The sequence below is a fragment of the Nocardia sp. CDC159 genome, assembly GCF_023740735.1.
Classification (GTDB): domain Bacteria; phylum Actinomycetota; class Actinomycetes; order Mycobacteriales; family Mycobacteriaceae; genus Nocardia; species Nocardia pulmonis.
In genome coordinates this window covers 490,548-505,108 of sequence record NZ_JAMRXH010000002.1, presented here as the reverse complement: position 1 = coordinate 505,108, position 14,561 = coordinate 490,548, and the positions used below count along the sequence as shown (strand labels likewise).

At 66.3% G+C, this 14,561-nt stretch carries 16 protein-coding genes; 7 read left to right on the top strand and 9 right to left on the bottom strand.

Annotated features, from left to right (window positions below; translation table 11 throughout):
- Positions 1 to 59: 59 nt before the first annotated feature.
- Complete coding sequence (locus tag NDR87_RS06145; protein ID WP_251909752.1) at positions 60 to 359, bottom strand: hypothetical protein; 300 nt, start codon at positions 357 to 359, stop codon at positions 60 to 62.
- 547 nt (positions 360 to 906) lie between these two features.
- Positions 907 to 1,149, bottom strand: a complete 243-nt coding sequence (locus NDR87_RS06140) for a hypothetical protein (protein WP_251909754.1) — start codon at positions 1,147 to 1,149, stop codon at positions 907 to 909.
- A gap of 229 nt (positions 1,150 to 1,378) precedes the next feature.
- On the opposite strand from NDR87_RS06140, the gene NDR87_RS06135 reads away from it, so the two are divergent.
- Entirely contained in the window at positions 1,379 to 2,581 is a 1,203-nt protein-coding gene (locus NDR87_RS06135) for a helix-turn-helix transcriptional regulator (protein ID WP_251909755.1), read from the top strand.
- Positions 2,582 to 2,708: 127 nt separating this feature from the next.
- Here the strand turns inward: NDR87_RS06135 and NDR87_RS06130 are convergent, their stop codons facing one another.
- The 3 genes from NDR87_RS06130 to NDR87_RS06120 are packed head-to-tail and all read right to left on the bottom strand — an operon-like array spanning position 2,709 to position 5,853.
- On the bottom strand, positions 2,709 to 3,623 hold the full coding sequence (locus tag NDR87_RS06130) for a hypothetical protein (RefSeq protein ID WP_251941074.1): 915 nt from the start codon (positions 3,621 to 3,623) through the stop codon (positions 2,709 to 2,711).
- Entirely contained in the window at positions 3,620 to 5,554 is a 1,935-nt protein-coding gene (locus NDR87_RS06125) for a T-complex 10 C-terminal domain-containing protein (protein WP_251909759.1), read from the bottom strand. Before NDR87_RS06125 ends, NDR87_RS06130 begins: the two co-directional genes overlap by 4 nt.
- On the bottom strand, positions 5,551 to 5,853 hold the full coding sequence (locus NDR87_RS06120; RefSeq protein WP_251909761.1) for a type VII secretion target: 303 nt from the start codon (positions 5,851 to 5,853) through the stop codon (positions 5,551 to 5,553). Before NDR87_RS06120 ends, NDR87_RS06125 begins: the two co-directional genes overlap by 4 nt.
- A gap of 1,287 nt (positions 5,854 to 7,140) precedes the next feature.
- Here NDR87_RS06120 and NDR87_RS06115 point away from each other — a divergent pair.
- Together NDR87_RS06115 and NDR87_RS06110 are read left to right on the top strand one after the other, a co-directional pair.
- On the top strand, positions 7,141 to 7,563 hold the full coding sequence (locus NDR87_RS06115) for a hypothetical protein (protein WP_251909763.1): 423 nt from the start codon (positions 7,141 to 7,143) through the stop codon (positions 7,561 to 7,563).
- A gap of 102 nt (positions 7,564 to 7,665) precedes the next feature.
- Entirely contained in the window at positions 7,666 to 7,857 is a 192-nt protein-coding gene (locus NDR87_RS06110; RefSeq protein WP_251909765.1) for a YegP family protein, read from the top strand.
- A 279-nt stretch (positions 7,858 to 8,136) separates the two neighbouring features.
- Here NDR87_RS06110 and NDR87_RS06105 read toward each other — a convergent pair whose 3' ends face one another.
- The 3 genes from NDR87_RS06105 to NDR87_RS06095 all read right to left on the bottom strand — a co-directional run bounded on the left by NDR87_RS06105 (position 8,137) and on the right by NDR87_RS06095 (position 11,264).
- Positions 8,137 to 9,267 carry a serine hydrolase gene (locus tag NDR87_RS06105; protein WP_251909766.1) on the bottom strand — a complete coding sequence of 377 codons (1,131 nt, stop codon included), beginning with the start codon at positions 9,265 to 9,267 and terminating at the stop codon, positions 8,137 to 8,139.
- 133 nt (positions 9,268 to 9,400) lie between these two features.
- Positions 9,401 to 10,465: a diacylglycerol kinase gene (locus NDR87_RS06100; RefSeq protein WP_251909768.1), complete on the bottom strand. Its 1,065-nt coding sequence runs from the start codon at positions 10,463 to 10,465 to the stop codon at positions 9,401 to 9,403.
- Positions 10,466 to 10,475: 10 nt separating this feature from the next.
- Positions 10,476 to 11,264: an SDR family oxidoreductase gene (locus tag NDR87_RS06095; protein ID WP_251909771.1), complete on the bottom strand. Its 789-nt coding sequence runs from the start codon at positions 11,262 to 11,264 to the stop codon at positions 10,476 to 10,478.
- Between the two features lie 156 nt (positions 11,265 to 11,420).
- Here NDR87_RS06095 and NDR87_RS06090 point away from each other — a divergent pair, with 156 nt between their 5' ends.
- The 4 genes from NDR87_RS06090 to NDR87_RS06075 are packed head-to-tail and all read left to right on the top strand — an operon-like array spanning position 11,421 to position 13,166.
- Positions 11,421 to 12,041 carry a TetR family transcriptional regulator gene (locus NDR87_RS06090; protein WP_251909773.1) on the top strand — a complete coding sequence of 207 codons (621 nt, stop codon included), beginning with the start codon at positions 11,421 to 11,423 and terminating at the stop codon, positions 12,039 to 12,041.
- Between the two features lie 10 nt (positions 12,042 to 12,051).
- Positions 12,052 to 12,429 carry a glyoxalase superfamily protein gene (locus tag NDR87_RS06085; protein ID WP_251909775.1) on the top strand — a complete coding sequence of 126 codons (378 nt, stop codon included), beginning with the start codon at positions 12,052 to 12,054 and terminating at the stop codon, positions 12,427 to 12,429.
- A gap of 40 nt (positions 12,430 to 12,469) precedes the next feature.
- Positions 12,470 to 12,922 carry a DUF2752 domain-containing protein gene (locus NDR87_RS06080; protein WP_251909777.1) on the top strand — a complete coding sequence of 151 codons (453 nt, stop codon included), beginning with the start codon at positions 12,470 to 12,472 and terminating at the stop codon, positions 12,920 to 12,922.
- 55 nt (positions 12,923 to 12,977) lie between these two features.
- Positions 12,978 to 13,166 (top strand): hypothetical protein, encoded by a 189-nt coding sequence (locus tag NDR87_RS06075; RefSeq protein WP_251909779.1) that lies wholly within the window; start codon positions 12,978 to 12,980, stop codon positions 13,164 to 13,166.
- Between the two features lie 67 nt (positions 13,167 to 13,233).
- Here NDR87_RS06075 and NDR87_RS06070 read toward each other — a convergent pair whose 3' ends face one another.
- Complete coding sequence (locus NDR87_RS06070) at positions 13,234 to 14,553, bottom strand: aminotransferase class V-fold PLP-dependent enzyme (RefSeq protein WP_251909781.1); 1,320 nt, start codon at positions 14,551 to 14,553, stop codon at positions 13,234 to 13,236.
- Between the last annotated feature and the right edge of the window lie 8 nt (positions 14,554 to 14,561).

Below are 14,561 nucleotides of genomic sequence, written 5' to 3'. Positions count from 1 at the left end.
CAGCATCAACTGGGGATGTACCCCAGGTACGGGGTGAACCCGGCATCTGACTCGCGTGGTCACCGATCACGATTCTCGGTCTGCTGCTCGGAAGAGGCCGCGACGCTCGGCGCGACCGACTCTGATCCGAAGACTCGCACCCCGATCCACACGCACGGCCCCGGCGCGACGTTGCGCAGCTTGCGTTCGTGCGCGGCTATCCGCCCGTTCACCACCGCGACGACGGTCTGACACAGGATGGAGGGGCACAGCACCTCCAACACGGCACCGGTCTTCGGGTCGCACTTCACATAGCCGCAGTGCTCCGCCCTAATCCACGGTCCGTCATTCGGGTCCGGTTGTCGTTGCCCATGCTCCACGCTTGCACTCCTCTATCGCTCTTCCGTGGTCTGTCTGCGCCGCAAGGCGAAATCGCAAGGGGTGGGGGAATTCGTCTGGCAAAACTAAGCGAATCCGGTTGGTCTACAGCGTGTTTGAATACCCATGAGCACCCGTCTACGGCGCGATTCACGATTGATTGGGTTCGCCTGTCGTCGACTCTGCGATAGGCGCAACTCGGTCGATCACCCACGACTCCAGGTAATCCAAGGTGTTGCTGCACACGATCGCCCCGGAAGGGGCGACCAGGTTCCAGCCGTACGGCGGCTGTGGTTCGCGCTCGACTCGATATCCGGTACCGGCCTTGTCCTCGATGGCGCACAGCCATTCCCGGATACCAGGCATCTCGCGGGCGTGCCGACCACCGGACAACTCCGAGCATCGCTGGGAATCGCCTTCCGGTCCCGTCACGTCACACCCTCTCCGATTTCGTTGGATTCGTGGCCGCGCAACATCGCCGAACCCTGCGATGCGCGAACGCGTTGTGCTGGAGGCGTTTCGGGAATTCGACCGGCTGTTCCGTACGGCTCAGTAGTTGCGCCCACTGTCGGGCTTGACCTTCCCGGAGTCCACCAGCGTCGTCCATGCCGCAGCCTTGCGCGGGCACTCGTCGGTACGGCACTCGCGGTGCCGCTGCATCGTCTGGTGTGCCTCAGGCACGCTCAGCGGATGGTCGGGGGCCTCGTGTGGCCAGCCATTCGGGAACAAGGCCGCGTAGGCAATGTCAGCGTCCTCGGCTCGCACCCGAGCCGCGATCTCCTGCACACTCACGCGTGACTGTTCGGCCCCGCTTTCGCGCCACCAATTGAACCCCACCGTGTCACCCCTACTGTCATTCGATCCGGTCGTTGGTATGGCACCCGACACCGCGGTAATCGTCTCGGCACCGGGCCTGTTCGAAGCCTCCTGCGACCAGGCGTTACGCGGTACCGTTGCACCGTGGCCATGGTGTTGCCAGAGGCTTTGGGTAACGCTGCAACGCTGTTCAGCAGGGGGTTGGATGGAGGAGTGGGAAGCGTTCGGGGCCGAGTTGCGGCGGTTCCGAGTGCGGGCGGGATTGTCGGTTCGACAGCTGGCACGCGCCCTCCACTACGACGCGGGAGCGCTCTCGCGTTTCGAAAACGGCCGCCGCAAACCTCCGCCTGACATCGTTCGTAAACTCGATCGCATCCTCGACACCAACGGTGCGCTGTCGGCAAGTTTCGAAAGCATGGTCAGCGACAGGAGCGAGGCCGACCGGTCGACGCAACTGCACTTGCGGGAGGCTCGTGCGCTGGCCGAACGGCGCTACATCGACCACGGCCTTGCCAACGATCTGGAAGGTCTGCTGTCGGAAACTCGGCGGCTGGAGGATCAGGTCGGGTCCAAACTGGTTCTGCCGGTAACCATTCGACAAACACGGGTCGCCTCGTTGTTGGCGAAGGAGGCTCGAGGATCTGCGCGCGCTGAAATCCTGGATGCGGCTGCGGGGTGGAAGCAGTTCTCCGGCTGGCTTCACGCCAACCTCGGCAACCACAGCACCGCGGTACAGCATTACCGAGCCGCGCTCGAACAGGCCACCGAGAGCGGCAATCGGGACATGGCATCCACCGCACTGTCGATGCGCGGGCATGTCGCATGGATGGCAGGTGAGATCGACTCGCTGATCGGCCTGTCGCGCGCCGCGCAACGAGACGGCACCGAACTCAGCCCAACGGTTCTCGCGCTTGCCGTGCAACAAGAGGCCCGCGGACTCGCCATCCAAGGCGATCTGGACGCAATGGAACTCAAGCTGGACCAGGCCGCCGAACTGATAGCACGTGGAGACCCCGACCGGCCGGACGCGCAGTACTTCTACTCCGATTCCCTGATCGACATGCAGCGTGGTTTGGCCTACCGCCTGGCTCGGCAATGGGACAAGGCCGTCGTGTCCCTCGAACGAGGCTTGGCCGGTTTCGATCCCGACATCCTCACCTCCGAATGGGCAACGTGGTACGTCGCAGAACTGGGATGCGCACTCGCTGGCGCAGGGGAACCCGAAGCCGCTTCCCGGGCCGCGACGGAGGCCCTACGAGTCGGAGCAGCCACCCCAGGCTCCCGGTTGGTCAAGTTCATTCGGACCCTCCACCGCGAAATGTCCCTCAGATGGGGCGCAAACCATGCCGTCGCAGCGCTGGGCGAAGAATTGCGCCAGAGCAGCCGCAAGCCTGCACGGAAAAGCTAGAAGCCAAGCCGTTCTCCGGAGCGGCCCTGGCCAGGTTGCCCCCGCGGCCCGTGCCCGTAGAGCGTCACGTATAGCAGTTGTGAGACCGTACGGGTTTCCGGGGCGTTGGAGGTCTCGGTCCGGTCGGTCAACCCAGCAGTTCGCCGCTCCGCATACGGTTCACGACCGCTTCAGTGGCCAATTCTTGTCGCGCTTCGGGGTGCTGCCAGTAAAAGCGGACCAGGTACAGGAATAGGGCAGGGTCCATTCCCAACACCCATGCCGGGACCTGAATCGACTTCTCCAGCGAACCGCGCTGCATGTTGTCGAGCCAGCTTTTTCCGGAGTCCACGTTGACCTTGTGACCGGGCACAGGCACGATGTCGACGACGTGGACATTGCTTAGCACCCCGGGAAAAGCGCCACCTATCTCGGACCACGGCAGCCTTTTCACTGTATGGCCAAGCCTCTGCACCACTCCGTCGGCAGTGAGCGCCACGAACCCTCGGCGGTGCCGAGACGAAAACAGATACCAACCGAGAACTGCGATCATCCCGAGCACGATCACGACGATAACGAGCCCTCCGGCGGAAAGCTGGGATCGTGCAGAGCCCTCACTGTCATCGGAGAGCTGCTTGAAGAACAGCCATCCCCGAATTAGGAGGAAAAGGGTTCCTGCGGTGAGCCAAAGGATGAGAGCTCTTCGCCAAGAGGACAAATAAAAGACCCTGACGCCACGGGAACTGTCAACCGTAGCTGAGGTCTCGATATCTCGCGGAAGCTTCTTGCGGCGCACACGGAGAATCGGGACGACGGCGATCAAGGACGTCAGGGCCACCAGGAAGATTGCCGCACCGAAGACCGTGCGACCCATATTTCCCTGGTTCGCGGCATCGATGGCGAATGGTATCGAGAAGATGAGTAGCAGGACCACGAAAACGGCTGCGAAGACAAGGTTTCCGCGCGGTCGTTGCCCACCCCACTCGGCCGCCCAGGGCAGCAGCGGCGTTGTCATCGTCCCGGAGTTATTCTCGGACAATGCATCTCCTTTGAATGAGGTCATTTGAATGGTTGCTCAGCAGTCCAAGCTCCGATCGAGCCGCCGCCGAATCCGAGCAATCCCGCTCCGATGCCCGCACAGAACGCCTGGCCGATTATCGGGAACGGCGAACAGACGGCAGCGCCCAACGATGCACCAGCAGCGGCTCCGGCCCACCCTCCGACAGTGCCGCCCGCTGCGTTGGCTATGGCTTCATCGCCCGGTTTTCCATGGTGCGCCCAATCGTCCCAGTTAACGTATGCGTTGACCGCAGCGCCGAGCGGTATTCCGCCGAGCGCCTTGCCGTCTGTCTTCAGAAGCTGGCCGATCTCGGCCTTGCTAGCGGCATCGGTCGCGGAATCCAACGCACCGGCGAACGTGTGCCCTGCACCCGGAGTACCGGAGTCGAGCATCTGGAGCGCCCGCACCTGGTTGATATGCGACTCGGCCATTGCAGCCCCGGCCTGGCCTGCCATAGATGCTCCGCCCGCCTTTGCCCATTCCGCGCCCGCCGCGGTGGCACCGGAGAACCCGGTTGCAAGGGGATGGGTCACCACCGTGTCCTTGGTCGATCCGTAGAGACTGTTCCATTCGGTCCCGGTGAACGATTTCACGTTGTCCCAGATCGATTGCTTGGGCGTACTCGGAGGCGCTTGACTCGGGTCGTACTGAAGCACCGAACCATCCGGGAACTTCGTCACGATCCGGCCGTCCGCAAGCTGCGCCGTCGACGCTGCCTTGCCGTCCGGATAGGTGGTCTTCACGGTGCCATCAGGCTGCATTTGGGATTGCATCCCAGCGGAATTCGCCGTCCCTGCCAGATGTAGCTTCCCGTCCGGCCCCGGTACGTACTGTTCGAACGCCCGAAAACCATCCGGCCGCTGCCATTGTCGGTCGATGACACCGTTCGCACCGTACTTGTCGGTGACGGTGCCTCCGTTCTGCGGGTAGGACTCGGAAACCTTTGCCCCACGCGAACCGTCAGCGTTCGCCGCGTAGGTGCTGGTCTTCCCATTGCCCTCGGGAACCTTCTGGAGTTGCTGTTGCTTGCCGTCCGCGCTGGTGACCGTCATGTCGACGATGCCCGACCCGTCCGGGCGGGGTTTGGTCACGGTGGTGACCGGAGGATTGTGCCCGGTGGTTTCGGTGGTGATGGTCGAGCCGTCCGGCTGCTGCACCGACGAGGCCACGGTGAGCGTGCCGTCCGGGTTCGGGGTCACGGTCTTCGTGGACCCATCCGGATTGGTGACGGTCAGAGGAATTCCCTGTTCCAGCTTCAGCGCATCACCGAGGATCGGCGGTAGCTCGTTGGGCTGGGCAGAGTCCGGGTGCAACAGACCCGGAAACATGGCGCGGATGCCTTTCGGCGGCATCTCGTAGAGAGCCACTCGTGCCAGTTCGGATTTCGCCATGTCGATGGCGGCTTTCGCGGCGGTCGCGGTGTTGTCGGCGTTCTGCAAGGCCGTGACCATCGCGAGCTGTTGCTGTGCGGCTTCGTATTCGACATCGAGCAAGGCCTTGGCGAGATAGCCAGGGTCGGAATGTGGGTTGCGTCCCGCCGCGGCCTTGAGCGCTTGCTGTTTCGCGACGCTGGTAACGGTGCCGTCGTCAGCCACCTCGAATCCCATGCCCACGATCAGGTTTCGCCTGTCGATCACGAACTGTTTGGCGTGAGCGAGTTCGCCCTGATGGGTGGACAGGGCGGTCTTGAGACCACCGATCTTGCCCATCAGATGACTGCCCGCTGTCTTCTCCGCCTCCACTCGGGCGGCAGCCGAATCGGCTCCCGCGCCCTTCCAGGACTCGGCAAGCTCGTGCTGCTTGGTGACCATCGACTGCAACAACTGGTCGCCCTTGGTCACCACGGTGTCGAAGTGGGTGGCATCGGTGCCGAGAACATCGGGGTTCCACTTCTCGACTTCGGAGATCTTCAGCGTCGGCCTGCCGGGGCTCACGGCAACCCGCCCATCCCGCGCAGCCGGGCCGCGAAGTCGTCGTCAGTTGTCTCGTAGGTGTCGCCCGCGCCCTTGGCGACCTCGGACATCTCCTGCGGTCGCGAAGCGAAGAACGTCAGCCCCGACTTCACCTGATCCCGCGCGGCGCTGACACTGCCTGCCAAGTCCGTGCCCGGAAACGGGTCGCTGGCGTCGCTAGACGCGGTGACCGCGTTCCCGAGGCCTTTGATCTCGCCGGACAACCCGTCCAACCACTTCGCCCAGGCGCGTAGCGCGTCCGGATCGACCTTCAACGTCACTGGTCCCCCTCGTCGTGACCGAACAGCTCAATGTATCCAGACTGGCGTCTGATCCTCCTATATGGCTCGCTTATTCGGCAAGGTGGAACCAGGGACGACCGGCAGCCCGTTCGCCCGTCAGGCAGCTATCTGGAGCCCGATTTCCGAGCGGGGGTGATGGCACCTCAGCGCCGACGGCCCGAACATCGGACCGAACACATGGATGTCGAACAGCCGCATATCGGAACCTGTCCCGCCACTATCGCCGATCATGGAGCCAGGGCGGGAGTTCAACCGGAGATGCTTCGATTCTGCTCAGCTTGATGCTGAAGCACTGAGGAAGCATGATGCTTCGCGTTCGCTTCGCCCGCCGCGCCGTTGATGCCAGTGTGGCCAGGCTTAGAAGCTGCTACCTGCCTGGGCTTTTGCTCAGCGATGGAGCGATTTGGTCGACGCTTAGATGGCGTTCGGTGGTATGAAGCTCGCTCGGGTTCGTGCGCTGAACTGCCCGAGATCTGGTCGAGTTTCGATCTGATTCCGATGATTTCGCGGCGGCTTGCCCACCCCTGGCATGCACCCCTCCCGTCCCCTTCTCGGCCGCCTCTCAGGCATACCGGCTGATTCTGCGCGGGACCGGGGGAGGGGAGTCCCTGAGGGCGATTCGCGGCCTAGCCTCAGCCACGTTGGCCGATATCCCCCCGAGCCAAAGCACCCCTGAGAACCCGTACGCGCTGCGAGCAACCGAGCGGTGCGCTACCAGGCTGGCGGTACGGGGAGGGGTCCCCGGCCAGGGTGCTGGGGTTGAATCTCGGTCAGGGGAGCTGCGAGAGTGATGGCAGTTCTGCTCAAAGTGGCTGGTTGTGACCGGTGTTAGGCCACTTGACCCACGACACGTTAACGACACGTTTTTGGTGAGTTTCGGTCGGATTCGACGGGAACTGTTGGGTCAGGTGAATGTGCGAGTTCCGCTGGTAGTGGGCACGATCGGGAATCGTTGCTAACTGAGTGCTGGCGACGATCCGTTAAGAAAAGGTCGGGGGTTCGATTCCCCCAGGCGGCTCCACATCGCAGGTGCGGGCCGGTTTCCCGGCCTCTGCGCCCCGGTGGTTGGGCACGGTCCCCAGTCGAATCTCGGCGAATTCGCCTCTCGTCGTTCCAGCGACGGCTTTGTTCGGTCGGTTGGGTGTGTGGTAGATCACTGCGGATCGGGCATGGTGGGGGATTGGTGAGTTAGGTTGTGCCGGGTATCGGTGTGGTCGGGCGCTGGTGCCAGTTCTGTTGGCGGATAGGGAATTTGGAGTACATGTCATGGGTATTCGTGCTGTCGTCGTGGCGGTGGGGGCGGTCGTTGCGGCGGCGGGGGTGGGGGCGGGGCAGGCTGCTGCCTTCAATCCCGTGATCGTGCCGGAGGCCGATATCTATTCCGTCGAGCTCGATCATTCGGAGACCGTCGCGCTGCACAATTCGCCGCTGCCGGGCATGTTGGGCGGGGTGTGGCAGGAGTACGGGACGGCGCTCATGTTTCGGCTGTCGCTGCCCTGTGACCGGGAAGTCGTCTCCGGTGAACTGGTCGATGTGGTCGCCGAATCGGCTGATTCCGTCGATGGGACCACGGTCTTCCTGTTGCAGTTGCAGGGGCAGGCCGGGAGGCCCGAGCTGGCTGCCGTGGGTGTGACGGGTCGCTCGAGCCTGGAGGCAGAGCTGAATCGGACCGGCACACTAGATTGCTGATCGGTAACCATCATTGATGTGGGGTTACCGGTGAGCTGGTGATCTTATTACTCTTGCCTGGTCAGCGGGGGTTACGGGTTCTACCGAAGTGAGGTAACCAGAATGGCTGCCAAGTTTGAGATCACCAAGGACAAGTCCGGGGAGTTCCGGATTCGATTGAAGGCTCCCAATGGGGAGATCATTGCGGTGGGGCAGGGGTACAAGAGTAAGGCCGCTGCTCAGAATGGGATCGAGTCGATCAAGAAGAATGCGCCGGCGGCCGAGGTCGTCGATCAGACGATGGCCTCGGTGTAGCGGTTTCGCCCGGTGATCCCGGCCGCCGGTGGTTCGGTGGCCGGGATCGGCTGCGCTGGTGGGCTTCAGGAGCAGGGGCGTGCGGGGGGATCGCGTCCAGATCGGGTTGGGGGTGGGGTGCCGGTGACGGTCAGGGTTACGGCACCCCTGCGGGGTGGTTCCGGAGATGGTGGTGTAGCCGTAGATACCGCCGATGTTGCCGAAATATGTTGTGCCGCAGGGAGTCGCTTTGCTTCTTACACCGAGGCCGTAGTCGAGGTCGGGCCCGTTGCGACGGGGTCAGGGGCAGAGTGTGTGGGGGAGGAAGGCGTCGAGTTGGTCGAGGGTGGGGGTGTCGCCCGTGACGGCTACGGTGACGGCGCGTCCCTGCGTGGTGGTTCCGGCCAGGGTGGTGTAGCCGTAGATGCCGCCGGTGTGTCCGGAATACTCTGTGCCGCAGGGGAGTTTCTTGGTTCTGATGCCCAGGCCGTACTCGAGGCCGGGGGCGCCCTCGAGGGAAACGCTGTCGTACATGTCTCGTAGCTGGGCGGGCGGGACCACCTCGCCCGCGCGGAGGCGGGAGTAGAAGCGGTTGAGGTCGGGGCCGGTGGAGACGAGGGCGCCCGCCGCCCAGGGGGCCGAGGGCTCTACCCGGGTGACGTCGGTGAGCGTGCCGGCCACTGTGGCGTAGCCGGTCGGGTGGGGCCCGCGGATCTCGTGCTCGCCGGTGGCCGGCAGGTAGGTGTCCCGCAGGTTCAGGGGCTTCAGGATGCGCCGGTCCAGCTCCTCGGAATAGGTTGCGCCCGTGACCTTTTCGATCAGTATGCCGGCCACCGTATAGTTGGTGTTGCTGTACCTGGTATGGGTGCCCGGCGCGAATTCGGCGGGTCGGCCGGTGGCGTATTCGACCTCCTGTGCGGGGGTGACGGTTCGGTTCTCCACCGCCATGCGGTACTCGTCGAGCCGTTCGTCCTCGTCGATGTCGGGCAGTCCGCTCTGATGCCGCAGGAGCTGGCGGACCGTGATGTCGTGGCCGTCGATGCCCTCGCCGCGCAGCAGGCCGGGCAGATAGGTCTCGACCGGCTCGTCGAGCCGAATCCTGCCCTCGCCCACCAGTTGCAGCACCAGAGCGCTGGTGAACGTCTTGGTGATGCTGCCGACCCGGACCTGTTGCACCGGCTGCTCCGGAATCGACCGGCCCGATGCCCGATCGGCGACTCCGCCGGTGAATACCTGATCTCGGCCCTGGTCGGTGACGGTGACGATCACGCCCGTCGCCCCGGCGCGCAGCAGCGCGTCGATATCGGCGCGCAATTGTGCAGCCGGTGGCGGTGGCGATGTCGCCGGGATCTCCGCCCGACCGCTGTCGGCGGAGCAGGCGGTGAGCAGAGCGACGGCGGACAGGGCTCCCACAATCGGTAACAGGCGCATACCCCGACGCTAAAAGCGGTGTGGACCAGGCACATCAGGGCCGGACCCCGAGGCCGCCCTGATCTTGCGTTGCATTCATCCGTCCGGAGAGGTAGTCGAATCACCGAGACGCGGGGCGAGCGGCGCAACTTTCTCAGGACACCAGCCCGCGCCCTGTGGTGAGTGGGAGATCGAGCGCGGTGAGCAGGCCGGGGCGGGCCTCGACGACCGCCGGGATCGCGCTGACCAGGCGGGCGGCGGTGCCGATCACACCGGCGCGGGCGTGGTCGCCGCCGCTGTGGAGCTGGAGGTCGAGCCGATAGGTGGGTTCGCCCTCGATTTCGACTCGGTAGCAACCCTTTCCGGTCGGCTGGGGCCAGTCCGGAGCCAGGTCGGGATGTAGTCGGGTGACGTGTTCCAGCACGAGAACCGTACGGCCCGCGCGCATGCCGCGGATCTGGAAGCGTAGCGCTGCCGTGGTGCCCGCCGCCACCGTGCGGCCCGCGACCCGTAGCGCCTCGGGGGTGGTAATCCGTTCGAAATTCTGTGTGACGGAATCCAGTTCGACATCGAGCGCGGCGGCGAGCTGACGGATCACGCTGCCCCACGCGAGGGTGAGCACGCCGGGCTGCAGCAGCATGGGCAGCTCGTCGGGTGCGCCGCCGAAGCCCATGATGTCGAACAGGACCTTTGGATTGTCGTAGGTGCAGTAGTCCATGATCTCCGAGCACACGATCCGGTCGATGCGCTCGCAGCCGCTGGTGACCAGCAGCGGCAGCCAGTCGTTGGCCCAGCCGGGGTCGATGCCGTTGACCCACAGGGAGGCCCCGCCGGCCCGGGCGGCGTCGACGATCGGGTCGATGGCCTCGGGCGGCAGGGTGCCATAGGGAAATTGGAGGAAGACCGGACTGCTGGACACCACGTTGATGCCCGTGCGCAGAAAGGTCTGCAGATCCTCGACGGCCTCCGCCAGCCGGTCGTCGGCCATGGCCGTGTACAGGACGCAGTCGGGCCGCAGCGCGATGAGCGCATCGGCGTCCGTGGTGGCGAGGATGCCGGTCGGCTCGTCGAGCCCGGCCAGCTCGGCGGCGTCGCGGCCCGCCTTCTCCGGCCCGGAGACCCAGACGCCCACCAGCTCCAGCTCGCGACGGGCCACGATGGACCGCAGCGCCCACCGCCCGACATTGCCGGTGCTCCACTGCACTACGCGATAGGTCATCGCCCGCTCCTCACAGATCCGGAAGGCCCAATTCGAGATTCGGGCTCTCGATACCGCCGTCGATCTCGAGCACCTTGCCCGTCAGATAGCCGCCCGCCGGTGAACACAGGTAGACGATGCCCGCCGCGATCTCCCACGGCTCACCCAGCCGGTGCAGCGGGGTGGCGGCCTCCATCGTCGCCTTCACCTCGGGCTGCCGTGCCACGATCTCGAGCGCGGAGGTGAGCACCGACCCGACGGCGATGGCATTGACGCGGATCCGCGGCGCGAGATCGGTTGCGGCCAAACGGGTCCAGTGCGCGAGCGCGGCCTTGGCCGTGCCGTAGGCGAGGAAGCCGCGGCCGGGTGCGCGGCCCATCATGGAGGAGATGTTGACGACGCTGCCGCCGTCGCCGCGCAGCATATGCGGCACCGCGGCCCGGGTGAGGGCGTGTGCGGTGGACACATTGAAGCGGAAGGCCTCCTCGAGGAATTCGGGCGTGGTGGTGAGGAAGGTGTTCGGCATGGTGCCGCCGACATTGTTGACGACGATATCGATGCGGCCCAGTTCGGCGGCGGCCGTTTCGGCGAAGGCCGTCACCGCGTCCAGATCGGACAGGTCGCACGGGACACTGATCGCGCGGCGGCCCAGCGCGCGGATCTTGCCCGTCACCTGGTCGAGTTGCGCGGTCGTGCGGGCGGCGATGGCGACGTCGGCGCCCGCCTCGGCGAGGGCGAGGGCGGTCGCCGCGCCGATGCCGCGGCCCGCGCCGGTGACGACGGCGACGCGGCCGTCCAAGCGGAAGGTGTCCAGAATCATGCGGGTGGTCCTCCTTCGGATGCCCGCGGGCAGCGCGAAACGTCTTGACGGCCCGGGGAGTTCGGCAGTGATGGGCGTCACAAGCAGTGTTGAGAACGAGTTCTTAACTGTCAAGACTTTCTGCTCAAACTCCTGATGAGCGGCTATTCTGCGAGTGTGGAAGCGGAAACGGCCCGGGAGCGTCTGATCGTCGCGGCGGAGCGGCTGATCGCCGAGCGCGGCGCGGCGGTCCCGCTGCGCGATATCGCCGCGGCCGCGGGGCAGCGCAACAACTCGGCCATCCAGTACCACTTCGGTTCGCGCGACCGGCTGATCGCCGCCGTGGTCGAGCACCGGATGGCGACGCTGGAGGTGCGGCGGCTGGAACTGGTGGCCGAGCGCACCGGCGACGGCGTGCACGAACTGCTTGCGGCGCTGGTGGTTCCGATGTTCGAGCTGCGCGCCCGGTACGGGATCGGGCATTACGCCCGGTTTCTGGAGCAGATCCGCACGCATCCCTCGCTCACCGATGCCGCCAACCTCGACGACGCGGGCCGCACCTCGGTGCGGGTGATCATGGGCGGACTCGAGCGGGCGCTGGCGGAACTGCCGCCGCGCCTTCGGGTTCGGCGGCTGCGCGGACTGCCGACCATGCTGTTCGCCCTGCTGGCCGATCACGAGCGAGCGGTGGAGAGCGGCCGGGTCGCCGCCGCCGACGATACGGCGTGGACGGAGATCGTGGACATGCTGGCGGGAGCGCTCACCGCCCCGGTCACCCAGCGGGCGGTGAGCCGGTAGCGTCGCGGGTATGGCCTCCGATGCGATCCGCCTTGCCGCCCCGATTCCGGTGCTGCGCATCTTCGATGTCGCCAAGGCGTACGAATTCTATTGTGATTACCTGGGTTTCACCGTCGGCTGGGAGCATCGGTTCGAACCGGGGATGCCGCTGTACGCGGAGCTGTCGCGGGCGCAGGCGACCGTGCACCTGAGCGAGCACCACGGCGACGGCACGCCCGGCACCGTGGTGTGGATCGCGGTCGACGATATCGAAGCCCTGCACGCCGAACTCGCCGCGAAGGACTACGGCTACGCCCGACCGGGCGCGCCCGAGGACGGGCCCGGTGGACCGGGTTTCGAGGTCGCCGATCCGTTCGGCAATACGCTGCGCTTCGCCCAGCCGGACTGACCTGGCGGATCGGCGCCGCCGACGGCTACCGTGAACGATTGTGGACACCGCGCATGTGCTGCCCGCCGGGCGGAGCGAGATCCGGCCGGGATGGCGAGCTCTCGGGCAGCCGCTGCTCGTCGCGGGGGCCGCGGCGGGGGCGGCGGCCGTCCTGCATTTCCGCGATCCGCACGTGTCCGGCTCCTATGGCATCTGCCCGTTCTACGCGCTGACCGGTTGGTGGTGCCCGGGGTGCGGCGGCCTGCGGGCGGTGCACAATCTCACCGACGGGCGCGTTCTGGATGCGGTACACAGCAATGCGATGGTGCTGCCGATCCTGCTGGGATTCCTCGTGTGGTGGGGCGGCTGGGTGCTGCATCGCTGGCGCGGGCGGCCGGGAAGCGCGGTGTCGGTGCGCCTGAGCCGGACCGGGCTGTGGCTCACGCTGACGCTGCTCGCGGTGTTCTCGGTGCTGCGCAATACGCCGTGGGGCGGCTGGTTGGCGCCGGTGTGACCGGACGCGGCGTGGCCGTCCGGGTGGAATCGCCCGAACTGGGCATGCTGAGACCATGAGCGATTCGTTGAAGGCGCGCGTGCGCGAGAAGATCCTGCGGCAGCTGAACGAGGACGGCGCTCCGGACCCGGAGCAGGACGACACTCGGCAGGTGTCGGTGGAAAACGATCTCGAGGCTCTCGATGCGGTGGCCGACGACGATCCGCTGATCGAGGAGTTGGCCGAGCGATATCTGGTCCCGTAGTCAGAACAGGCGTCCGGCCGGCCACCATGGGTGACCGGCCGGACGTCGCGGGGGGCACCGCCCGCGATCAGAAGGTGCAGGCAGCCGCTCCCGCGGCGGCTTCGGCGGTGAGGCGGGGCCGGGTCTCCGGGGTCGGGTTCCACTGGCCGTCGGTGCAGGCGTAGTTCCAGGCCGGGCCGCGGTCGACGAGGGTGGCGATGGCCTCGACGAGGCGGTCGACGTCGGCGGCCGAGGTGCCCAGGCCGATGCTCGCGCGCAGCGCGCCGTCGACGCCGAGCCGGGCCAGCAGCGGGTGGGCGCAGAAGCGGCCGTCGCGCACGCCGATGCCGTGCTCGGCGGACAGATAGGCCGCGACACGGCCCGGTTCGAAGCCGTCCAGGGTGAAGGCGACGATGCCGACGCTGTCGGCGCTGTCCGACCAGATGCGCAGGAATCGCACGCCCGCAATGGCTTTCAGGCCGTCGCGCAGTCGCTCGGCGAGGGTGCGCTCGTGGGCGACGACGGTCGGCTCGTCCAGTGCGGCCAGGGTGTCGCAGGCGGCGGCGAGGGCCGCGACGCCGAGGACGTTCGGGGAGCCCGCCTCGTGCCGCTGCGGCGCGGGCGCCCAGTCGGCGTCGTTCGCGCTGACCTGCCGTACCGCGCCGCCGCCGGCCAGGTATGGCTCGGCGGTGTCCAGCCAGTCGCGGCGGCCGACCAGAACGCCCGCACCGAACGGGGCGTACAGCTTGTGGCCGGAGAAGGCCAGGTAGTCGATGCCGGTGGCGCGCAGGTCGATGCGACGGTGCGGGGCCAGCTGGGCCGCGTCGACCAGGATGCGCGCGCCGCACTGATGGGCGATGGTGGCCAGGCGCTCGAGCGGCAGCAGCTCGCCTGTGACATTGGAGGCGCCCGTGATGGCAAGCAGCGCAGCGGGTTTCGCACAGAGCTCGGCGACCACCCGGCGGATGGTCTCCTCGACGGTATCGGCCGCGGGGACCACGCGGCGGCCGTGCCGGGCCCAGGGCAGGAAGTTGGCGTGATGTTCGATATCGAGCACCACGGTGTCGCCGGGCACGCAGGCGGCGAGCAGGTTGAGCGAATCGGTGGTGTTGCGGGTGAACACCACGACCTGGTCGTCGGCGCAGTTCAGGAAGCGGGCCACCGAGTCGCGGGCGGCTTCGTAGCAGTCGGTGGAGATGCGCGAGGCATAGCCGGCGCCGCGGTGGACGCTGGCGTAGTAGGGCAGCAGTTCGGTCACGCGGTCGGTGACCTGGGCCAGGGCCGGGGCGCTGGCGGCGTAGTCGAAGTTGGCGTAGACGCGAGTTCCGCCCTGTACCAACGGAACTCGCAGATCACATCCGGAGACGCGGGCGAGGGCGGCACAGGTCTGGTCGAGAACGGCGGTCATCGGGACAA